Annotated in this window: 15 protein-coding genes; 4 read left to right on the forward strand and 11 right to left on the reverse strand. The window is 64.1% G+C overall.

Going from position 1 to position 20,817, the window contains the following annotated elements; translation table 11 throughout:
- Positions 1 to 13: 13 nt before the first annotated feature.
- The 3 genes from ACQR1Y_RS29920 to ACQR1Y_RS29930 all read right to left on the reverse strand — a co-directional run bounded on the left by ACQR1Y_RS29920 (position 14) and on the right by ACQR1Y_RS29930 (position 4,147).
- Positions 14 to 2,860, reverse strand: a complete 2,847-nt coding sequence (locus ACQR1Y_RS29920; RefSeq protein ID WP_434879151.1) for a bifunctional transaldolase/phosoglucose isomerase — start codon at positions 2,858 to 2,860, stop codon at positions 14 to 16.
- A 179-nt stretch (positions 2,861 to 3,039) separates the two neighbouring features.
- Positions 3,040 to 3,486, reverse strand: coding sequence for a DsrE family protein (locus ACQR1Y_RS29925; RefSeq protein ID WP_434879150.1), 447 nt, complete (start codon positions 3,484 to 3,486; stop codon positions 3,040 to 3,042).
- A gap of 52 nt (positions 3,487 to 3,538) precedes the next feature.
- Positions 3,539 to 4,147 carry a hypothetical protein gene (locus ACQR1Y_RS29930; RefSeq protein WP_434879149.1) on the reverse strand — a complete coding sequence of 203 codons (609 nt, stop codon included), beginning with the start codon at positions 4,145 to 4,147 and terminating at the stop codon, positions 3,539 to 3,541.
- A 445-nt stretch (positions 4,148 to 4,592) separates the two neighbouring features.
- On the opposite strand from ACQR1Y_RS29930, the gene ACQR1Y_RS29935 reads away from it, so the two are divergent.
- The 3 genes from ACQR1Y_RS29935 (at position 4,593) to ACQR1Y_RS29945 (ending at position 9,558) form a co-directional block, all read left to right on the forward strand.
- Positions 4,593 to 6,536, forward strand: coding sequence for a PrkA family serine protein kinase (locus tag ACQR1Y_RS29935; protein ID WP_008962211.1), 1,944 nt, complete (start codon positions 4,593 to 4,595; stop codon positions 6,534 to 6,536).
- Positions 6,537 to 6,745: 209 nt separating this feature from the next.
- On the forward strand, positions 6,746 to 8,023 hold the full coding sequence (locus ACQR1Y_RS29940; RefSeq protein ID WP_434879148.1) for a YeaH/YhbH family protein: 1,278 nt from the start codon (positions 6,746 to 6,748) through the stop codon (positions 8,021 to 8,023).
- Positions 8,020 to 9,558 (forward strand): SpoVR family protein, encoded by a 1,539-nt coding sequence (locus tag ACQR1Y_RS29945; RefSeq protein ID WP_434879147.1) that lies wholly within the window; start codon positions 8,020 to 8,022, stop codon positions 9,556 to 9,558. Before ACQR1Y_RS29940 ends, ACQR1Y_RS29945 begins: the two co-directional genes overlap by 4 nt.
- A 15-nt stretch (positions 9,559 to 9,573) precedes the next feature.
- On the opposite strand, the gene ACQR1Y_RS29950 is transcribed toward ACQR1Y_RS29945, so the two are convergent.
- The gene (locus ACQR1Y_RS29950; RefSeq protein WP_434860142.1) at positions 9,574 to 9,981 is read right to left on the reverse strand and encodes a VOC family protein; all 408 of its coding nucleotides are present in this window, start codon (positions 9,979 to 9,981) and stop codon (positions 9,574 to 9,576) included.
- 495 nt (positions 9,982 to 10,476) lie between these two features.
- On the opposite strand from ACQR1Y_RS29950, the gene ACQR1Y_RS29955 reads away from it, so the two are divergent.
- Positions 10,477 to 11,748, forward strand: coding sequence for a TMEM143 family protein (locus tag ACQR1Y_RS29955; RefSeq protein ID WP_434879146.1), 1,272 nt, complete (start codon positions 10,477 to 10,479; stop codon positions 11,746 to 11,748).
- A 280-nt stretch (positions 11,749 to 12,028) separates the two neighbouring features.
- On the opposite strand, the gene ACQR1Y_RS29960 is transcribed toward ACQR1Y_RS29955, so the two are convergent.
- The 7 genes from ACQR1Y_RS29960 to pqqD form a co-directional block, all read right to left on the reverse strand.
- Positions 12,029 to 13,084 (reverse strand): 2-oxoacid:ferredoxin oxidoreductase subunit beta, encoded by a 1,056-nt coding sequence (locus ACQR1Y_RS29960; RefSeq protein ID WP_434879145.1) that lies wholly within the window; start codon positions 13,082 to 13,084, stop codon positions 12,029 to 12,031.
- Between the two features lie 127 nt (positions 13,085 to 13,211).
- Positions 13,212 to 15,062, reverse strand: a complete 1,851-nt coding sequence (locus tag ACQR1Y_RS29965; protein ID WP_434879144.1) for a 2-oxoacid:acceptor oxidoreductase subunit alpha — start codon at positions 15,060 to 15,062, stop codon at positions 13,212 to 13,214.
- A complete protein-coding gene (locus ACQR1Y_RS29970; protein ID WP_434879143.1) occupies positions 15,032 to 16,831 on the reverse strand; it encodes an FAD-dependent oxidoreductase in 1,800 nt (599 codons plus the stop codon). The genes ACQR1Y_RS29965 and ACQR1Y_RS29970 overlap by 31 nt, the downstream gene beginning before the upstream one ends.
- Before the next feature lie 458 nt (positions 16,832 to 17,289).
- Positions 17,290 to 17,958, reverse strand: a complete 669-nt coding sequence (locus ACQR1Y_RS29975; protein ID WP_434879142.1) for a hypothetical protein — start codon at positions 17,956 to 17,958, stop codon at positions 17,290 to 17,292.
- Positions 17,959 to 18,108: 150 nt separating this feature from the next.
- The gene (gene pip, locus ACQR1Y_RS29980) at positions 18,109 to 19,098 is read right to left on the reverse strand and encodes a prolyl aminopeptidase (protein WP_434879141.1); all 990 of its coding nucleotides are present in this window, start codon (positions 19,096 to 19,098) and stop codon (positions 18,109 to 18,111) included.
- Positions 19,091 to 20,284: a pyrroloquinoline quinone biosynthesis protein PqqE gene (pqqE, locus tag ACQR1Y_RS29985; protein WP_434879140.1), complete on the reverse strand. Its 1,194-nt coding sequence runs from the start codon at positions 20,282 to 20,284 to the stop codon at positions 19,091 to 19,093. The genes pip and pqqE overlap by 8 nt, the downstream gene beginning before the upstream one ends.
- The gene (gene pqqD, locus ACQR1Y_RS29990) at positions 20,281 to 20,589 is read right to left on the reverse strand and encodes a pyrroloquinoline quinone biosynthesis peptide chaperone PqqD (protein WP_434879139.1); all 309 of its coding nucleotides are present in this window, start codon (positions 20,587 to 20,589) and stop codon (positions 20,281 to 20,283) included. Before pqqD ends, pqqE begins: the two co-directional genes overlap by 4 nt.
- Positions 20,590 to 20,817: the final 228 nt, after the last annotated feature.

The raw sequence follows: 20,817 nt of genomic DNA on the forward strand, positions 1-20,817 counted from the left end.
CGACGAGACCTTCCTAGCTCAGCGCTTCGGTGATGGCGCTGTCGAGCAGCTTCAGGCCCGACTTCAGATTGCCCTTGAGATGCACGCGCAAGGCGCGGCGGCCGCGCTCGGTGAGCACGTCGAAATCGCCGCGCGCTTGAGCCGCCTTGATCACGCCGAAACTCGCCTGCTGGCCGGGGATCGGCAGGTCCTGCGCATCATCGGCGGTGATCTGCAGGAACACGCCGCTGTCCGGGCCGCCCTTGTAAGCCTGGCCGGTCGAATGCAGGAAACGCGGACCGAACTCTGCGCAGGTCGCCAGATGCTTGGCGTCGCGCAGCCTCAGGCGCATGCGCTGCAAGGCATCGGTGTTCGCGTCATTGTGCTCGATATAGCCGAGCAGCGCGATGTAGTCGCCGTCGCCGGCGCGGCTGAGATGCGCCTTCAGCCACGAGGCGAGGCTGCCGTTGGCGCCGTGCTCGCGCAGGCTCTCGGCGTTGTGGCTGTCGGTGTAAAGCTCGCAGCCCTTGATGGCGACGACCGGCTCTTCGGCGGGAAGCGATCCGGTCTCTTCGAACGCCGCGGTGAGCTCGCGGGTCTTGATCTTGGCCGACTCCACGTCGGGCTGATCGAACGGGTTGATGCCGAGCACGGCGCCGGCAACGGCCGTCGCCATCTCGAAGCGGAAGAATTCCTGCCCAAGCTGGTCGATCGAGGCCAACACGATGCGCACCACCGGATGACCCGCCTCTTCGAGCGCGGCCAGCTTGTCGTCGTGGCCGGCGACATCGTCGCCATCGACCTTGATGTCGATGAAGAAGCGGTCGTGGCCGTAGACCTCGGGCGAGGCAGCCGGCTCGCCGTCGATCGGGATCAGGCCCTTGCCCTCCTTGCCGGTGGATTCGGCGATCAACTGCTCGGCCCAGGCGCCGAAATCAGCAATCTTGGGCGAGGCGAAGATCGTCACCTTGTCACGGCCATCAAGCCCGGCGAGGCCCATCGCCAAGCCGAGTTGCACGCCCGAATTCTGCAACGGCGGCACGTCGGGGCCGCACGAGCGGACCATCGACAACGCGTTCGTGATCAACTTGCGCACGTCGATGCCGGCGGTCGCGGCCGGCACCAGGCCGAACGGCGACAGCACCGAATAGCGGCCGCCAATGGTCGGCTCGCCATGAAAGATGCGCGCAAAGCCCTGCGCCTTGGCCGCCTTTTCCAGCGACGAGCCGGGATCGGTGACGGCGATGAAGCGATGGCCGGCCTTCTTCGGCCCAATGGCCTCGCTGACGCGCGCGAAGAAGTAATCCTTCATCGCGTTCGGCTCGGTTGTGCCGCCCGATTTCGAGGAGACGATGAAGACCGTCTTCGCAATATCGATCTTCTTCTCCATCGCGCGCACCTGCGCCGGATCGGTGGAGTCGAGCACGTGCAGCTTGGGGAAGCCGGACTTGCGCGGGAAGGTCTTCGCAAGCACCTCCGGCCCGAGGCTGGAGCCGCCCATGCCGAGCACGACCGCGTCGGAGAACTTCTGGCCCTTCACGCGCTGGGCATAGTCCTCATAGTCGGCGATATCCGCCTTCTCGGCGCTGGTCAGCCAGCCCAGCCATTTGTGCTCGTCCTTGCCGGTCCAGACCGAAGCATCCTTGTGCCAGAGGCGGCGGATCTTGGCGGCCTTGCGCCACTCCTCAGTGGCGGCCTGCACCTTCTTGTCGAGATCAGCAGCAACCGCGATCGACTGCTGCCCGAGCGCCTCGCCGAGCACGACGGCGCGCTTATGCGCCACCGCTCCATAGAGCTTGTCGGCGGCATCGGCGAACTGCTTGACGCCGTCGACCACGAGGTCGGCGGTGATGTCGTCGAGCGAGATGCCGGTCTTGGCCAGATCCTCGAGCGCCGCCTTGGCGGCGTCGATGTCCTCCTCCAGGCTGTCGCGCACCTCTCCGTGATCGCGGAAGGCGTCCAGCGTCGCCGGCGGCACGGTGTTGACCGTGTTCGGCCCGATCAGTTCCTCGACATAGAGGACGTCGCGATAATCCTTGTTCTTGGTGCCGGTGGAGGCCCAGAGCAGGCGCTGCGGCTTGGCGCCCTTGGCGGCCAGCTTCTCCCAGCGGTCGCCGGAGAACAGGTGCTTGTAATCCTGATACGCCATCTTGGCATTGGCGATCGCGATCTTGCCCTTCAGCGCGGTCAGCCGCTCCTTCTCCGTGGGGTCGTTGGCCTGGGCGATCTTCTCGTCCAGCTGCTTGTCGACGACGCTGTCGATGCGGCTGACGAAAAACGAGGCCACGCTCGCGACATGCGACGGATCGCCGCCATCGGCGACATAGGCTTCGAGACCGGCGAGATAGGCCTCGGCAACCTGTCGATAGACCTCCTGCGAGAACAGCAAGGTGATGTTGACGCTGATGCCCTTGGAGATCAGATGCTGGATCGCCGGCAGGCAGGCATCCGTCGCCGGGACCTTGATCATCAGGTTCTTGCGGTCGACGGCCTTCCAGAGCTGCTCGGCCTCGGCAATCGTGCCCTTGGCGTCCATCGCCAGATAGGGCGAGACTTCGAGGCTGACGAAGCCGTCATTGCCCTTGAACTGGTCATAGACTGGCCGCAGCACGTCGGCGGCGTTCTGGATGTCCTCGACGGCAACGGCCTCGAACAGCTGGGTTGGCGACCGGTCGCCGTGCTTCAGCGCCTTGGCGATCGGGGAGTCGTATTCGTCGGAGCTGCCGATCGCTTTCTCGAAGATCGCGGGATTTGAGGTGACGCCCTTGACGCCATCCTCGTCGATCAGCCGCTTGAGGTCGCCCTTGGCGACGAAGCCGCGTGCGAGGAAATCGAGCCAGACCGCCTGGCCGTGTTCTTCGAGAGCTTTGACCGGATTCATGATGCCTATCTATGTGCGTCGGCTTGCTTTTTCGGGTTCCAATCGGGGCATCCTGCCAGACCGACATGGACCCAATATGAACAACTATGCGCCACCGATATGGATAACGCCATTCATATTGGATTGATCCCTGTGCAATCCCAAGCGCTTTGGGCGGATTTCGGGTGTGGGGAGGGACGTCAGGGGCGGATGTAGAGATAGCCCTGGGATTGCAGCTCGGCGATCCTGACGACGCCGCCTTTCTCGGCCGCGACGAAGCCTGGCAGCAGATCGCCGAGAGCGATGTTCTGGGCCTTCATCGTGTTGCCGCAGGCGGCGAGCTCCAGGCCGGCCTTGGAGAAATGTCCGATGCGGCTGCGGATGTCCGGCGCCGCGCCCGTAGTGAAGGCGCGCAGCGCGGGGCCGTGGATCACCAGCGCGATCGTGACGTGATCCGGGCCGCCGACGCCGTCGTAGTGATTCTGAATGTTGCCAAGAACGAAGCCAACCTTGTCGCTCTCGTTCAAATGGTAAACGACTTTTAATCTGCCGGATGCGGCGCTCTCGGTCGCCGCTTGTGCGCGCGAGCTCGCGAACAGCGCGCCAAGGGCGGCGACGGCTGCGCTCAACATGTTGCGCCGATCCATCGTCTGCCTCCTTGCATTGCCAGCAACGCGCCACATCTGTTTCGTGATGGTCTCATTTGTGCCGGATAGAAGCGAGCTCCTTGCGGTCGGTCACCAGCCCCGCGCAGTCGGCGACGTCGCTGCGATCGACGCGGAAGATCTTGTCATCGGCGCCGGCGACCAGCGCGTCGCCAGCCTCGGCGTCAGGTTTGTTGTCGCGCTGCCAGACGGTGATGCGGGTCAAGCGCACGATCGCAGCCTTGTCATCCCTCGCCATCGCGATCTCGATGCCGCCGCCCTCGCAATCGACGGGGCAATTGTAACGAATCTCTCCACCGGCGTCGTTGACACGCGCGTGTTCGCACGATCCACTGGAGTCGAAATCGCCGGGCCGGTCGCGATAGCTCACGCCCAGACGAAACGAATAGGTCATCTCGCGTTCGCCCGGCGGAATCTCCGCGGTCATGAGCAACTGCATGGCCGAAACCTTCTGCTTGGGATGGCGCGCGAGATGATCGGCATCGTAGCGACGCGTGAAACAGGCATAAGCCTTCTGTCCAGGCGCCTTGGTGAAGACGCGTGTGTCGAACATGCGCGCTTGCGTCTTGCTGGCGATGTCGTCGGCGCGTGCCGCAACCACCATCGCGCAGCTCGTGAGCACGAGGAGAAGAATCTGTTTCATGAGCGTGGCCAATTGGACCTGACTTGTTCGCGGCAAGCGCCGCGGATGAATCGTTCCAATCCTTCGTCGCGGCGAAGAATATCTTCGTTCATCCGCGGTTCACGTCCGGCGCGACCATCCTCATCGGGTGTCGCAGCTTCGGGTTCACGTGCCTTCACAAGGCCTTGTGCGACGCGGGGGGACTACGGTGCCGGGGTATTGCGGATGTTGCGAAGCAGAGACATTGAGGTACAAATAGAGCCGATTGGCACCAGTTTGCCGAACTATTGAGCGAAGTGCATGTTGATCAGGCATATGCTGCATGCACTTTGCGTTGCGGAAAAGGACGAAGACGGTGCCCAATAGGGGCTAGCGCGCTTCACTCTGAGTCGTTCGAGATCAGGAGGAACGTACTTCGATCTCGGCTCGTTGCAGCAGTGCGGCGGAACCTACGTGGAGAGGGATCATGTACAACGATTCGTTGTTCAACGCGTTCGCGAGGTCGTTCGAGGCCCGAAGCCAGACCGACATGTCGATGCAGGAATATCTGGAATCGTGTCGAACCGACCCGATGCGATACGCGAACGCCGCGGAGCGACTACTAGCTGCGATCGGTGAGCCTCAGATGATTGACACGGCCAAGGACCCACGCCTTGGCCGTATTTTTTTGAACCGGACGGTTCGGCTGTATCCAGCCTTCGCCGGCTTCTACGGCATGGAAGATACGATCGAGCGCATCGTCGGCTTCTTCCGCCACGCCGCGCAGGGCTTGGAAGAGCGCAAGCAGATCCTTTATCTCCTTGGTCCGGTCGGCGGCGGCAAGTCCTCGCTCTCCGAACGCCTGAAGCAGCTGATGGAGGTGCATCCGATCTACGTGCTCAAGGCCGGCGATGAATTGAGCCCGGTGTTCGAATCTCCGCTCAGCCTGTTCGATCCCGACACCTTGGGCCCGATGCTGGAGGAGAAATACGGCATTCCGCGCCGCCGCCTCACGGGACTGATGAGCCCATGGTGCTACAAGCGGCTCGAAGCCTTCGGCGGCGACATCTCGCAATTCCGCGTCGCCAAGATCCAGCCGTCGCGGCTGCGCCAGATCGGCATCGCCAAGACCGAGCCGGGCGACGAGAACAACCAGGACATCTCCTCGCTGGTCGGCAAGGTCGATATTCGCAAGCTCGAGACCTACGCGCAGAACGATCCCGATGCCTACAGCTATTCGGGCGGCCTCAACCGCGCCAACCAGGGCATCCTCGAATTCGTCGAGATGTTCAAGGCGCCGATCAAGATGCTGCACCCGCTGCTGACCGCGACGCAGGAAGGCAACTATATCGGCACCGAGAACATCGGCGCGATCCCCTATAACGGCGTGATCCTCGCTCACTCCAACGAAGCGGAGTGGCAGAGCTTCAAGACCAACAAGAACAACGAGGCCTTCATCGACCGCATCTGCGTCATCAAGGTGCCGTACTGCCTGCGCACCACCGAGGAACGCAAGATCTACGAGAAGCTGATCCAGGGCTCCGAGCTCGCCACCGCGCCCTGCGCGCCGGCGACCTTGGACACCTTGGCCCGGTTCTCGGTGATGTCGCGGCTGCGCAAGCACGAGAACTCGACCCTCTACGCCAAGATGCGGGTCTATGACGGCGAGAGCCTGAAGGAGTCCGATCCCAAGGCGCGCAGCGTGCAGGAATATCGCGACGCCGCCGGCGTCGACGAGGGCATGGACGGCATCTCCACCCGCTTTGCCTTCAAGGTGCTGGCCGCGACCTACAATCACGACACGTCGGAAGTCTCGGCCGACGCCGTGCACCTGATGTACGTGCTGGAGCAGTCGATCAAGCGTGAGCAGCTGCCGGAGGAGATCGAGAAGCGCTATCTCGAATTCATCAAGGCGGACCTCGCGCCGCGCTACGCGGAGTTCATCGGCCACGAGATCCAAAAGGCCTATCTGGAGTCTTACTCCGATTACGGCCAGAACCTGTTCGACCGCTATGTCGACTACGCCGACGCCTGGATCGAGGATCAGGATTTCAAGGATCCCGATACGGGACAGCTGCTCAATCGCGAGCTCTTGAACCAGGAGCTGACCAAGATCGAGAAGCCGGCGGGGATCGCCAACCCGAAGGACTTCCGTAACGAGGTTGTCAAGTTCTCGCTGCGCTCCCGGGCCCAGAACGGCGGAAAAAATCCGTCCTGGACCTCCTACGAAAAGATCCGCGAAGTCATCGAAAAGAGGATATTCTCGCAGGTCGAAGACCTTCTCCCGGTCATCTCCTTCGGCACCAAGAAGGACGGCGATACCGAGAAGAAGCACGCCGACTTCGTCCAGCGCATGGTCGAGCGCGGCTATACCGAGCGGCAGGTCCGCCGGCTGGTCGAGTGGTACATGCGGGTGAAGCAGGCGGGTTGATCGTGGTCCGGCGCCGATGGTCGCTGCATGTGCTGCAGGCCATCGGATGGACGTCGGCGCCTGGGCTATGATCGACGCGGAGCGTTCGACGCCGAGCGTCGGACAGGAATGATGCGGGGGCGGTGTCGGATAGATGCTGCAACGCCGCATCGCGGCGGGGGAGAGCAGGAGCAGAAGCCGCTGCAGCAGGAGGCGTATGGAACGTGGTCATGCACATCATTGATCGGCGCCTGAATCCGGGCGGCAAAAGTCTCGAAAATCGTCAGCGATTTTTGCGACGCGCCAAGGCTCTCGTTCAAGGAGCGGTCAAGAAGACCTCGCAGGACCGCGACATCAAGGACGTGCTGGAGGGCGGCGAGGTCTCGATCCCGCTCGACGGCATGGACGAGCCGCGCTTCCGCCGCGAGGGCGGCACCCGCGACATGGTGCTGCCGGGCAACAAGAAATTCATCGAGGGCGACATCCTGCCGCGCTCCGGCGACGGCAGCGGCCGCAAGTCCGGCCCCGGGCAGGGCGACAGCGAGGACGCCTTCCGCTTCGTGCTGAGCAAGGAGGAGTTCGTCAACCTCTTCCTCGACGACCTCGAACTGCCCGATCTCGCCAAGCGCAAATTTGCCGAGGCCGAGAGCGAGGGCCTGGTGCGCGCGGGTTATTCGACCTCGGGCTCGCCGGCCAACATCTCGATCAGCCGGACCGTCACACGGGCGATGGCACGCCGCGTCGCGCTGCGCAGGCCGCGGCCTGAAGCGATTGCCGAACTCGAAGCCAGGATCGCCGAGGAGACTGACGATGACAAGAAGGCCGCGTTGGTCGCCGAACTCGAGGCCTTGAAGGCCAAGGCCAAGCGCATCCCCTTCATCGACCCGATCGACATCCGCTATCGCCGCTTCGAGGCGGTTCCGAAGCCGATCGCGCAGGCCGTGATGTTCTGCCTGATGGACGTCTCCGGCTCGATGTCGGAGCACATGAAGGATCTCGCAAAACGGTTCTACATGCTGCTCTACGTGTTCCTGACGCGGCGCTACCGCCATGTCGAGATCGTGTTCATCCGCCACACCGACCGCGCCGAGGAGGTCGACGAGCAGACCTTCTTCTATGGCCCGGCGTCGGGCGGCACGCTGGTCTCCAGCGCCCTGCAATGCATGCACGACATCGTCCGCTCGCGCTTCCGCCCCTCGGACTGGAACATCTACGCGGCGCAGGCCTCGGACGGCGACAACGCCACCTCGGACTCGGAGAACGTCGCGCGGTTGTTGACCGACAACATCCTCCCGGTGTCGCAGTTCTTCGCCTATCTCGAGGTCGGCGAATCCGGCACCTATTCGTTCGAGATGCCGGATTCCGCGCTGTGGTCGCTGTATGAGCGTCTGCGCGCCAACGGCCAGCCGCTGTCGATGCGCAAGGTGCGCGACCGCAGTGAGATCTTCCCCGTCTTCCACGATTTGTTTCAACGTCGTGGTACCACGCAGGAAAGGGCGGCATCATGAGCGGATTGCTGTTCGAAGGCGCCGACTGGAATTTCCTCACCCTGCAGCGCATTCACGATGCCTGCGAGGCCGTGGCGCAGAAGGAGCTCGGGCTCGACACCTATCCGAACCAGATCGAGGTCATCACCGCCGAGCAGATGCTCGACGCCTATTCCTCGGTCGGCATGCCGCTGTTCTACAAGCACTGGTCGTTCGGCAAGCACTTCGCCTATCACGAGGCCTCGTATCGCAAGGGCCTGATGGGCCTCGCCTATGAGATCGTGATCAACTCCTCGCCCTGCATCTCCTATCTGATGGAGGAGAACACGGCGACGATGCAGACATTGGTCATCGCGCATGCCGCGTTTGGCCACAATCACTTCTTCAAGAACAACTACCTGTTCAAGCAGTGGACCGATGCCGACGGCATCCTGGATTATCTCGATTTCGCCCGCGGCTATATCGCGCAATGCGAGGAGCGGTTCGGCCGCATGGCGGTCGAGCACACGCTCGATGCCGCGCATGCGCTGATGTCGCACGGCGTCGACCGCTATCCCGGCAAGAAGAAGCTCGACTTCCGCGAGGAGGAGAAGCGCGCCGGCAAGCGCAGGCTCTATGAAGAGGAGCAGTTCAACGATCTCTGGCGCACGGTGCCGACGGGCCCCGCCAAGACCAGCGCGGTGCTCAACGTCGAACGTCGCAAGGCGCTGCTCGGCCTGCCGCAGGAGAACCTGCTTTATTTCCTGGAGAAGTCAGCGCCGCGGCTGGCGCCGTGGCAGCGCGAATTGCTGCGCATCGTCCGCCACATCGCGCAGTATTTCTATCCGCAGGGCCAGACGAAGGTCATGAACGAGGGCACGGCGACGTACGTGCACTATCGCATCATGAAGCGGCTGCACGAGGACGGCCGGCTGACCGACGGCAATTTCCTCGAATTCCTGCAGTCGCACACCAACGTCGTGTTCCAGCCGGAGTTCGATGATCCCCGTTTCTCCGGCTTCAATCCCTACGCGCTCGGCTTTGCGATCATGCAGGACATCGAGCGCATCGTGAAGGATCCGACCGAGGAGGACCGCGAATGGTTCCCGGACATTGCTGGCACCGGCGACGAGATGGCGGTGCTGCGTGACGTCTGGGCGAATTACCGCGACGAGAGCTTCATCAGCCAGTTTTTGAGCCCGGCTCTGATCCGGCAGCTTCGGTTGTTCCATCTGCATGACGATCCGGCGGAGCGCGCCGGCATTTTGGTCGACGCCATCCACGACGAGCGCGGCTATCGCCGCATCCGCCGCGAGCTGTCGAAGCAATATGACGTCGGCTACATCGACCCGAACATCGAGGTCGTCGACGTCGACCTCGCCGGCGACCGCCGCCTGATGCTGCGGCATACGGTGGTCAAGGGCGCCCAGCTCAACGAGACCGACACCAAGCGCGTGCTCCAGCACCTCGCCGACCTCTGGAGCTACGACGTGCAGCTGACCGAGGTCGATGCGGCGACCGACAAGGTGCTGAAGGAGTATGTGCTCAATCCCCGGATACAACCGGCGGCCGCGTAGCGCGGCCGCCAGGGGTTAGATGTCCGCGTAGACTTCGAGCAGATTGCCGTCGGGATCCCGGAAGAACAGGGTGCGGTGGCCGAAGGGCTGGTCCGTTGGCGGCTCCACGAGAGCGATGCCCTTCTCTGTCAGCTCAGCTGCACAGCGGTCGACGTCGTCTCGCGACACTTTGAACGCCAGCTGGAGCGAGGCGCTTCCTCGCGGCGTCGACTGGTCCGATGCCAGCCGCTTCGGCTGAGCAAGTGCCAGCGTATTCGGGCCGATCTGGTATTCGATCCAGCCTTGTGACAGTTCCCTTAACAATGAAAAGCCGAGCACCTCCTCATAGAAGCCGCGCATGGCCTGCCAGTTGCGCGCCAGGATGATTGTGTAGTCGACAGCGCGAATGGCCCGGAATGCGGAAGTTGTGGCTCGATTGGTCATGGTCCTGCTCTTCGTCTGTCGGTCGAACTCGGCTTTCAATTCCGCAGCGAGTGACGCAAGCCCGCGCTCTCGCCGCGCAAGAGGTGCGCTCCCCTCCCCCTTGCGGGGAGGGGTCGGGGGTGGGGGTCCCCGCGCATCCAACTCGCTTGGGGCACGTTCACACGTCCTCCGCCACCATCGGATTTTGTCGAGCGGCCTTGCCGCCTCTACGCTTATCCCGGTGAGCTTCTCACCTCGCTCGCCTCATATCCAGCGGAGTTCTTGGACCCCCACCCCCGACCCCTCCCCGCAAGGGGGAGGGGAGCCGACCGCCGCTGCGGCAATATCCCGCGTCATACCGCAGAGGAATCAACTCAGAAATCGTTTCGTGGCGTGTTGAGACCGAGTGCGGCGTCTTCCGCGGCAAGTAGCGCAAGCCGGATCGGCCCGCTATGGTGCGCGCGGCGGGCTTGAGGCCAGTCGGTGGGAACGTCAATCGAAGTGGGCGTAAGGCGCGTGGTTGAGGCAAAGGAGACGCTGGCGACGATCCGGCGGGACCGGTTCATTCCGATCCGCAAGTCCGATGTCCTCGACGCCGTGATCTCGCATGGCGGCCTCGACGAGGCCCAGTCGGCCGAGCTGCGCCGGCTGGCCCAGATGCTCGGCGCCATCCTGCACCATGAATATTTCGACGAGCTCGACCGCTTCCGCGACGCCTATTTCGACTTCGATCCTGAAGTCCCCGCCGGGCGCCATCGCGCCCCGGCCGAACTCGACGCCGCTTACAATAATCTGACCAATGAGTTCGTCCGTGTGCTCGGCGAAGCCAATTTCATCGAGATCACCCATGACGAGATCGAGCGCGCCTTCGCCGAGCATGCGCTGGTTCGGGTCAAGCTGAAGGCGCCGATCTCCGACTTTCGCGCGGTACGGATGTTCCGGCGCGGCACGCATCAGGAGACCATCGAGGTCCCCATGCTCTACGGCCTGCGGCGGCGCAAGCAGGACATCGAGGTCTATGACGACATCATCCTGATGGTCGCGACCAGGCCCGACGAGCCGGCCAAGACAAAGCGCAAGACAGCTGCCTGGCGCGGCCGCAACAAGCTCCGCGGCGGCGCGGTGCTTTTCAAATATTTCCGCCACATCGCGCGCTTCGATCTCGAAGCGTTGCTGCCGAACGTCCGGGTCGTGATGGGCTTGCGCGAGCAGCTGACGCTCGGCGTGCCGGCGCTGGTTGGCGGCGTGCCGATCCTGCTCAAGCTCGCTTCGACGCTCACGGTGCTGTTCATCGTCGCCGGCTTCTATCTCGGCCTCAGCGGCACCGTGCACGACAACGACACCGAGCAGGCGCTGGCCGCACTGTCCGGCCTGTTTGCACTCGGCGCCTTCATCCTCAGGCAATGGGGCAATTTCCACCGCCAGTCGCTGATCCACCAGAAGCAGGTCACCGACAACATCTACTTCCGCAACGTCAACAACAACTCCGGCATCTTCAACTACCTGATCGGCGAGGCCGAGGATCAGGACTGGAAGGAGGCGGTTCTCGCCTATGGCGGCCTGCTGCTGGCGTCGCTGCCGCTCAGCCGGGAGTCTCTCGGCAGCCATGTCGAGGAGCTGCTGCAGCAGATGTTCGGACTGGGCCGCGCGTTCAACATCGATGAGGCGCTGATCAGGCTGCGCGAGTTCGGGCTCGTCAGCGGTGATGATGACGCCTTGTCGGCGCTGCCGCTGCCGGAGGCGATTGCGCAGCTCGACCGCGTCTGGGCGAATGCGCTGCGGGCGTAGTCGAGCTCACCATGCGCAGCCTGCTGGTGAAGAACTTCGGCGACTTGCTTCTCTTGCCCCAGCAAATGCTCTCCACCCTCACCCTGAGGAGCCCGCCGCAGGCGGGCGTCTCGAAGGGCGAGGCCACAGCTCGGGCCTCGCGGTTCGAGACGCGTCGCGAGGGCGACGCTCCTCACCGTGAGGGGGCGCACCGAGGACGGCGCTGCACTTGCCCCCCGAGGATTGTGTTCACGCGGGGTGAGCAGCCAAGCGTGATGTATCCAAGCAGGGCTTTCCTCTGCTAACGCAGGCTCGCGTTGATCTTGTCGAGCACGCTCTGACCCGGGCAGAGATCGGCAGCCTCCAGCCGGTTCAACGGCCGCTCCACAGTGTTGAGATGGCTGTGCAGGTCATCCGCCTCGGGATCGACATACAGCAGCCCGGTCACGATCTGTCCTTGCGCGGCGTGCTTCTGCAAAAACGTCATCGCGCCGAGCCTGTCGTACGGATCGTAGTCGGCGTCGAGCTTGCGCAGCGCCAGCCGCGAGCCGTCGTGCTGCTCGACGATCTGCACCGTGCCGGGGTCCTGGTCGATCTCGATCGGATCGCGCCCGGTCAGCACGTCCAGCCGGTTGACCGCGTCATTGTGCTCGCGGACATAGTCGAAACTCTTGGTCGAGCCGGCGTGATTGTTGAAGGCTATGCACGGACTGATGACGTCGATGAATGCGGCGCCCTTGTGCCGGATCGCACCCTCGATGATCGGCACCAGCTGCTTCTTGTCGCCGGAGAACGACCGCGCGACGTAGGTCGCCCCGAGCTGCAGCGCGATGCCGACGAGGTCGATCGGGTTGTCGGTGTTGGTGACGCCCTTCTTCGACTTCGAGCCGCGGTCCGCGGTGGCGGAGAACTGGCCCTTGGTCAGGCCGTAGACGCCGTTGTTCTCGACGATATAGGTCATGTTGACGCCGCGCCGGATCGCATGGGCGAACTGGCCGAAGCCGATCGAGGCGGAATCGCCGTCGCCGGAGACGCCGAGATAGATCAGCTCGCGATTGGCGAGGTTGGCGCCGGTCAGCACCGAGGGCATGCGGCCGTGCACGGTGTTGAAGCCGTGCGAATTGCCGAGGAAGTAGTCCGGCGTCTTCGACGAGCATCCGATGCCGGAAATCTTCGCCACCCGATGCGGCTCGATCGACAGCTCGAAGCAGGCCTCGATGATCGACGCCGTGATCGAGTCGTGGCCGCAGCCGGCGCACAGGGTCGAGATCTTGCCCTCGTAGTCGCGATGGCTGTAGCCCAGCGCGTTCTTCTTGATGCCGGGATGCTGGAATTTCGGCTTTGCGATGTAGGTCATGGAAGCACCTTGCCGCCCACGGCCGTCATGGCCGGGCTTGTCCCGGCCATCCACGTCGGAGCCGGAAGGAAGGACGTGGATGCCCGGCACAAGGCCGGGCATGACGATGGAGAGAGCGGGGCGCTGATCACGACACCGCCTTGCGTAGCGGTGTCACCCGCATCTGGTCCTGATGCGTGCCGATCGCGTCGGCGATGAAGCGTGCCGTGATCGGGGTGCCGTCATAGTGCAGGATCGGCACGAGGCGAACCGGGTCGATGCCGTTCTCGGTGACGATCAGCTGGCGCAGCTGCGCATCGCGGTTCTGCTCGACCACATAGACGAAGTCGTGCTCGGCAATGAAGCTCGCCACGCTCGAATGGAACGGAAAAGCGCGGATGCGCAGGCGGTCGAACTGGTGGCCGCGCGCCTCCAGCAGGCCGATCGCCTCGTCCATCGCTGGCGCGGTCGAGCCGAAATAGATCACGCCATACTTCGTCGGCTTCGCCGCATTGGCCTGCAACGGACGCGGCACCAGATCCTGCGCGGTCTGGAACTTGCGCAGCAGGCGCTGGACGTTGTCGGCATAGACGGCGCCTTCCTCCGAGTAGCGCGCGTAGCGGTCGCGCGAGGTGCCGCGGGTGAAGTAGGAGCCCTCGGTCGGATGCGTGCCGGGATAGGTGCGGAACGGAATCCCGTCGCCGTCGACGTCGAGATAGCGGCCGAAGTCGCGGCCCTCGTCGAGCATCTCGGCCGTCATCACCTTGCCGCGGTCGTACTGCTTGGAATCGTCCCATTTCAGCGGCCGGCACAGCCGCTGGTTCATGCCGATGTCGAGGTCGAGCATCAGGAAGACGGTGGTCTGCAGCCGCTCAGCGAGGTCGAAGGACGCGGCGGCAAACTCGAACGCCTCCGCAGGATCCTCGGGGAACAGCATGACGTGCTTGGTGTCACCGTGCGAAGCATAGCCGCAGGCGATCAGGTCGCATTGCTGCGTGCGGGTCGGCATGCCCGTCGAGGGGCCGGCGCGCTGCACGTTCATGATGACGGCCGGGATCTCGGCAAAATAGGAGAGGCCGATGAACTCGGTCATCAGCGAAACGCCGGGGCCGGACGTCGTGGTGAAGGCGCGGGCGCCGTTCCAGGACGCGCCGATCACCATGCCGATCGAGGCGAGCTCGTCCTCGGCCTGCACGATGGCGTATTTGGCCTGGCCCGTCTCCGGATCATGCCGCAGTTTCTTGCAGTGATTGGTGAAGGCTTCCGCGAGCGACGAGGACGGCGTGATCGGATACCACGCGCACACCGTGGCGCCGCCATAGACCGCGCCGAGCGCGGCGGCGTTGTTGCCTTCAAGGAAGATGCGGTCGCCGACCTTGTCGGCCTTGCGGATGCGCAGGCCGATCGGGCATTTCAAATTCTGCAGCGCCCAGTCGCGGCCGAGATGCAGCGCATGGACGTTGGACGACAGCAGCTTCTCCTTGCCCTTGTACTGCTCGCCGATCAGCTGCTCGATCAGCTTCGGGTCCATCTCGAGCAGCGCCGAGAGCGCGCCGAGATAGATGATGTTCTTGAACAGCTGGCGCTGGCGCGGATCAGAGTAGGTCGAGTTGGTGATCGCCGTCAGCGGCACGCCGATCACGGTGACGTCGTCGCGGAATTTTGTCGACGGCATCGGCTTGGTCGAATCGTAGAACAGATAGCCGCCCGGCACGATGCCGGCGACGTCCTTGTCCCAGGTCTGCGGGTTCATCGCCACCATCAGATCGGTGCCGCCGCCGCGGGCGCCGAGATGGCCGGCCTCGGTGACGCGCACCTCGTACCAGGTCGGCAGGCCCTGGATGTTGGACGGGAAGATGTTGCGCGGGGACACCGGCACGCCGTGGCGAAGCACGGCGCGCGCGAACAATTCGTTGGCGCTGGCCGAGCCGGAGCCGTTGACGTTGGCGAAGCGGACGACGAAGTCGTTTACGCTGCTGAGCGGCGCTTGCTGGGACATGCGGTACCTGCGTGAGTCGTCTCGATGAAATATTTCTGCATGTCCCACGCACCGGTGGGGCAGCGCTCGGCGCACAGGCCGCAATGGAGGCAGACGTCCTCGTCCTTCACCATCACGCGGCCGGTCTTCAGGTCCGAGGACACGTAGAGATCCTGGTCGGGATGCAGCGACGGCGCTCGCAAGCGCGCGCGCAGATCAGCCTCCTCGCCATTCTCGGTGAAGGTGATGCAGTCCATCGGGCAGATGTCCGCGCAGGCGTCGCATTCGATGCACAGCGTGTTGGAGAACACCGTCTGCACGTCGCAGTTCAGGCAGCGATGCGCCTCGCCGAGCGCAAGCTTGACGTCATAGCCGAGCTCGACCTCGGCGCGGATGTCCTTCAACGCCACGACCTTGTCGCGGTGCGGCACCTTGAAGCGCTTCTCCGGCGAGATGTCGTTGTCATAGCTCCATTCATGGATGCCCATCTTCTGCGACGAGACATGCACCTCCGGCAGCGGCCGCTCGGTGATATCCTCGCCCGAGAGCAGGCGATGGATCGACAGCGCCGCCTCGTGGCCCTGCGCGACCGCCCAGATGATGTTCTTCGGGCCGAACGCGGCGTCGCCGCCGAAGAACACTTTTGAATTCGTCGAGACGAAGGTCTTGGGATCGACCACCGGCATATGCCATTTGTCGAAGGTGATGCCGCAATCGGACTCGATCCAGGGGAAGGCGTTTTCCTGGCCGACGGCGACGAGAACGTCGTCGCATTCATACGTCACGTCGGGCTCGCCCGAGGGCACCAGCGAGCGCCGGCCCTTGTCGTCATACTCGGCCTTCACCTTCTGGAAGGTGACGCCAGTGAGCTTGCCATTGTCGTGATTGAAGGCGACCGGCACGAGATAGTTGAGGATCGGAATGTCCTCATGCAGCGCGTCTTCCTTTTCCCACGGCGAGGCCTTCATCTCCTCGAAGCCGGAGCGGACGATGACCTTGACGTCCTCGCCACCGAGGCGGCGCGCGGTGCGGCAGCAATCCATCGCGGTGTTGCCGCCGCCGAGAACGATCACGCGCCTGCCGATCTTGTCGGTGTGGCCGAACGACACGCTGGACAGCCAGTCGATGCCGAGATGGATGTTCCCTGCGGCTTCCTTGCGGCCGGGAATGTTCAGCTCGCGGCCGCGCGGCGCGCCGGAGCCGATGAAGATGGCGTCGTAATTGTCGGCGAGCAGCGTCTTCAGGCTGTCGATGCGATGGCCGGCCTTGTAGTCGACGCCGAGGCTGAGCACATAGCCGGTCTCCTCGTCGATCACGCTGTCGGGCAGCCGGAACTTTGGAATCTGCGAGCGCATCATGCCGCCGGGCTTGGGATCGGCGTCGAACACGGTGCAGTGATATCCGAGCGGCGCGAGATCGCGTGCGACTGTCAGCGAGGCAGGGCCGCCGCCGACCAGTGCGATGCGCCGGCCGTTCTTCGGCACGGGACGCGGCATGCGCTGCTGCACGTCGTCCTTGAAATCGGCGGCGACTCGTTTCAGCCGGCAGATCGCGACCGGGCTCTCCTCGACGCGGCCGCGCCGGCAGGCAGGCTCGCAGGGGCGATCGCAGGTGCGTCCGAGGATGCCGGGGAAGACGTTCGACTTCCAATTGATCATGTAGGCGTCGCTATAGCGACCCTCGGCGATCAGGCGGATATATTCGGGGACCGGCGTGTGTGCGGGACAAGCCCATTGGCAATCGACCACTTTGTGGAAGTAGTCGGGCGCCGAGATATCAGTCGCTCTCATTCCTACCCTGTCCGCGCGGCGAACCACGAGCGCGCGGCCTTCCTGACGTGAGGACGACTGATGATCAGGATCAGCAGAGGATCGGTTGAGGTCCGTCAGCAGGCCCTGGTCGTCGCCCTTCTGTTTTTTGAATGGCTCAATTGAATAGTCGTATCAGACTAGAGCCATTCCAAGGCGCGCACAAAGGCAAATTTGCAGGGCTGCCGGTCATGCACAGTGGTGCAATGCCGCATTGCAGGCGCGATGTGGCCACGTGTTGCGATGCGATATTCGAAGCCGACTTCGAGACCGAACGGGTTGCGTTGGTATAGAGGTGGATGAGGAGGCACGCGCGTTGCCACATACTCGGTCGTCATGCCCGGGCTTGACCCGGGCATCCACGCACACTCAGGATGCTGGACGACGTGGATGGCCGGGTCAAGCCCGGCCATGACGTGTGGATAGAGAGGGGCTCAAAGTTAGTTGGTCGCGATGTCCGCGCGGCTCAGATCCCACATCAAGCGATAGATGCCCGCGGAAATTTGCGTTGCCAGCGGCCCGTCGATTGCCGCAAAACGCGTCGTCATCAGCGTCGCGATCGCGTGGCTGTCGGTGCCGTCGATCAGGATGAACCAGTCGGCATCGCGTGAGGTTGCTGGGACGCCAGCCGCCGGGCCGGAGAGATCCGCATCGCCTTCGAGCAGATGCATCGAGATCACGCCTCTGAGCTCGCGCGGATCGAGCTCGATCTGCAGCGCATCGCGTAAGCCGCCGTCCTGTCCCGGCTTCGGCCGCAGCCGGATGATGCCGAGCACCGCGCCGCGGCCGACGCCTTTCGAGATCGTGATGCGCGCGACGCTGCGGATCATGTTCTTGAACCGCGCCATCACCGTCTTCGACCACTCCGTCGGCGCCTCCAGCCGCGCGCGATAGGGCGCGCTGTCTAGCACGTCGATGCTCTCCGTCGAATACAGGCACAGATATTTCGGGCTGCCCTGTTCGGCGACATAGCGCCGCGCCTCGATGAAGCCGGGGATCGCGACGCGCTCCTCCAGATGCTCGCTGTCGTACCAGCGGTTGAAATCGGCCTCGTCAGCGGCATCGATGTTCATCGATGTCAAAAGCATGCCTGTCCCGGCGATGGGCATTTCGAGCCTCCTGGTGCGTGTGCTGATCCTCATCCTGAGGAGGCCGCCAAAAGCGGCCGTCTCGAAGGATGAGGCCCGAGGTGTCACGGGCCCCATGCTTCGAGACGGCGCTGGTGCGCCTCCTCAGCATGAGGGGAATGAGTGATGTGTTTAAGGCGCGCTAGCGCGCGTCGCCATATCGCAGATGGCTTTCATGACCGCATCGCGGATGCCGGGGTCATAAAGATTGTGACCTGCGGCTTCGACGACACGGATTTCAGCCTCGCGCCACACTTCAGCCAGCCGCGCGGACGTCGATGGCGGGCAAAGCAGGTCGTAGCGGCCTTGCACGATGATGCCGGGAATGCCGGCCAGGCGGCCTGCGTCGCGCAGCAACTGGTCCGGCGCCATGAAGCTGTCGTGAGAGAAGTAATGCGCCTCCATGAACGGCGTCGCCGGCAAGGCGTTGCCCGAACGGATCGCGAGGCGGTCGAGGTGGGTGCGTGCGGGCTTCACTTCCGACAGCGCCCGCTCAACGTCGTGCCAGGCGCGCGCGGCCGGGCCGTGGATCGCTGGATCGGGATCGAGGATGCGGCGGAAATAGGCGTCGCACGGATTGGCGCGCTCGGCCTCCGGCAGCATCTCCAGGAAGTCGCGATGCAGCTTGGGATGAAACCGCGCCAGCGTCTCGCCGAACGCCATCTCCACCTCGGCGCGAGTGCCGAGAAAGGTCGCGCGCAGCACCAGGCCGGTCACGCGCTCCGGATGCGCTTGCGCATACGCCAGCGCCAATGTCGCACCCCAGGAGCCGCCGACCACCATCCAGCGCGCGAAGCCGAACTTCGCGCGGATCGCCTCCATGTCGGCGATCAGGTCGGGCAGGGTGTTGTTGTCTCGGCTGCGCGCAGGGCGCGAGCGTCCGGCGCCGCGCTGGTCGAACAGCACGGCATGGAAGCGCTCGGGATCGAACAGCCGGCGGTGATCCGGCTGGCAGCCGGAGCCAGGGCCACCGTGCAGATAAACTGCGGGAACGCCCCCGGCGCGGCCGCTGCTCTCGACATAGATCTGGTGGCCGCCGGAGACGTCGAGCCATTCCGAGGTCAGCGGCGCGAATGGATCGTTGCGGCGCGCGGCGGCGCGGCCGGCTTCGGCGTCAGGCATCGTGACTCTCGGGCGTGCCGCCGGCAAAATTGCGATACAGGAAGCGGTCCTGGCCCGAGGCCGCATCGCGCTCGGCCTGCTTGAAGATGCTCTCGTGCAGCGGCGACAGGGTGCAGGCGGGATCGGTATTGGCGGCGTCGCCGGTCAGCGCGAACGCCTGGCAGCGGCAGCCGCCGAAATCGATCTCACGGAACTCGCAGGATTTGCACGGCTCCTTCATCCAGCCCGTGCCGCGATAGCGGTTGAAGGCCTCGGAGTTCTGCCAGATCCAGGCAATGGAGTTGTTCGAGCGCACCGACATGAAGTCCAGCCCGGTGATGCTCTCGGCGGCATGGCACGGCAGCACCTTGCCCGACGGCGAGATGTTGAAGAACTGCCGGCCCCAGCCGCCCATGCACTTCTTCGGCCGCAGCGCGTAATAGTCCGGCACGACATAGTCGATCGTCAGCGTGCCCTTCAGCCGCTCGCGCGCCTCCTCAACCAGGCGGTCGGTCTGTTCGAGCTGCTCGTAGGTCGGCATCAGGCTGGCGCGGTTCTTCAGCGCCCAGCCGTAATATTGCACGTTGGCGACCTCGAGCCGGTCGGCGTCGAGATCGACCGCCATCTGGATGATGTCAGGGAGCTGGTGCAGGTTTTGCCGGTGCATCACGGCGTTGACCGTCAGCGGCATTTCGAGCTCGCGCGTCCAGCGCGCGACGTCCAGCTTCTTGGCATGGCCGCCCTTGTAGCCGCCGACGCGGTCGGCGACGACGGGCTCGTTGCCCTGAAAACTGATCTGCACGTGGCAGAGCCCGGCATCGGCCAGCTCCTTCAGCCGCTCGCGCGTCAGCAGCACCGCCGAGGTGATGAGGTTGGTGTAGAGCCCGACATCATTGGCGTGCTGCACCAGCTCGACGATGTCCTTGCGCGCGGTCGGCTCGCCGCCGGAGAAATGCACCTGCAGCACGCCGATCTCGGCGAGCTCGGACAGCACCTTCTTCCACTCGGCCGTCGTCAGCTCCTGCCCGGCGCGGTCGAGCTCCAGCGGGTTGGAGCAATAGGGGCATTGCAGCGGACAGCGATGCGTGAGCTCGAGCAGCACGGCCAGCGGAATGCCGTAGGTCTCGGCGACGGAGCCGCGGCGCTCCAGCACGGCGAGGCTGTCATGGCTGTCGACCTGTGGCGTCGTGTCCGTGAGATCGGTCATGATGTCGTCTCCCGAACCTCGGTGAGAAAGCCCTTGTCGGCGAGATCCTGCAGCATCGCGACGACATCGGTGGCGATAACATCGCGCGGCGCGGCATATTTCGCCGCGAGCTCGTCGATGATGCCGGCAACTCTCCGCGCGCCGTCGCACAGCTTCAGCACCTCGACCGCGATCTCATCCGGCGCCAGCACCCGCTCCGGGGCGAGGATCACCCAGACCTGGCGTGTCTCGTCATACTTCAGCTTGGTATGCCGCGGCAGCACCACGCGGCTGGTTTCGGTGACCTGGATGTGACGCGGGGCCATGGTGGGGTCTCTAAGCCGTTTGATTTTGCAGGAGCACAGTGGTCGCCCAGCATGAGGTGCAACTCCCCTCCCCCTTGCGGGGAGGGGGTGGGGGTGGGGGTCTCAGCAAAGACTGCCCGTGTGGACCCCCACCCCCGACCCCTCCCCGCAAGGGCAGGGGAATCGCATGTGAAATTACGCTGTAAGGCATTGTGATCCGGTCAAAAATCGATTCTGAAGGCGGCTCCT

Source organism: Bradyrhizobium sp. HKCCYLRH3099 (assembly GCF_051167855.1).
Taxonomy (GTDB): domain Bacteria; phylum Pseudomonadota; class Alphaproteobacteria; order Rhizobiales; family Xanthobacteraceae; genus Bradyrhizobium.

Coding starts and splice junctions, on each gene's coding strand:
- ACQR1Y_RS29950 (WP_434860142.1), bottom strand. CDS start 9,981: ATGACCAATCGAGCCACAACTTCCGCATTCCGGGCCATTCGCGCTGTC.
- ACQR1Y_RS29935 (WP_008962211.1), top strand. CDS start 4,593: ATGTACAACGATTCGTTGTTCAACGCGTTCGCGAGGTCGTTCGAGGCC.
- ACQR1Y_RS29930 (WP_434879149.1), bottom strand. CDS start 4,147: ATGAAACAGATTCTTCTCCTCGTGCTCACGAGCTGCGCGATGGTGGTT.
- pqqE (WP_434879140.1), bottom strand. CDS start 20,284: ATGACCGATCTCACGGACACGACGCCACAGGTCGACAGCCATGACAGC.
- ACQR1Y_RS29920 (WP_434879151.1), bottom strand. CDS start 2,860: ATGAATCCGGTCAAAGCTCTCGAAGAACACGGCCAGGCGGTCTGGCTC.
- ACQR1Y_RS29965 (WP_434879144.1), bottom strand. CDS start 15,062: ATGTCCCAGCAAGCGCCGCTCAGCAGCGTAAACGACTTCGTCGTCCGC.
- ACQR1Y_RS29940 (WP_434879148.1), top strand. CDS start 6,746: ATGCACATCATTGATCGGCGCCTGAATCCGGGCGGCAAAAGTCTCGAA.
- pqqD (WP_434879139.1), bottom strand. CDS start 20,589: ATGGCCCCGCGTCACATCCAGGTCACCGAAACCAGCCGCGTGGTGCTG.
- ACQR1Y_RS29970 (WP_434879143.1), bottom strand. CDS start 16,831: ATGAGAGCGACTGATATCTCGGCGCCCGACTACTTCCACAAAGTGGTC.
- ACQR1Y_RS29960 (WP_434879145.1), bottom strand. CDS start 13,084: ATGACCTACATCGCAAAGCCGAAATTCCAGCATCCCGGCATCAAGAAG.
- ACQR1Y_RS29925 (WP_434879150.1), bottom strand. CDS start 3,486: ATGGATCGGCGCAACATGTTGAGCGCAGCCGTCGCCGCCCTTGGCGCG.
- ACQR1Y_RS29975 (WP_434879142.1), bottom strand. CDS start 17,958: ATGCCCATCGCCGGGACAGGCATGCTTTTGACATCGATGAACATCGAT.
- pip (WP_434879141.1), bottom strand. CDS start 19,098: ATGCCTGACGCCGAAGCCGGCCGCGCCGCCGCGCGCCGCAACGATCCA.
- ACQR1Y_RS29945 (WP_434879147.1), top strand. CDS start 8,020: ATGAGCGGATTGCTGTTCGAAGGCGCCGACTGGAATTTCCTCACCCTG.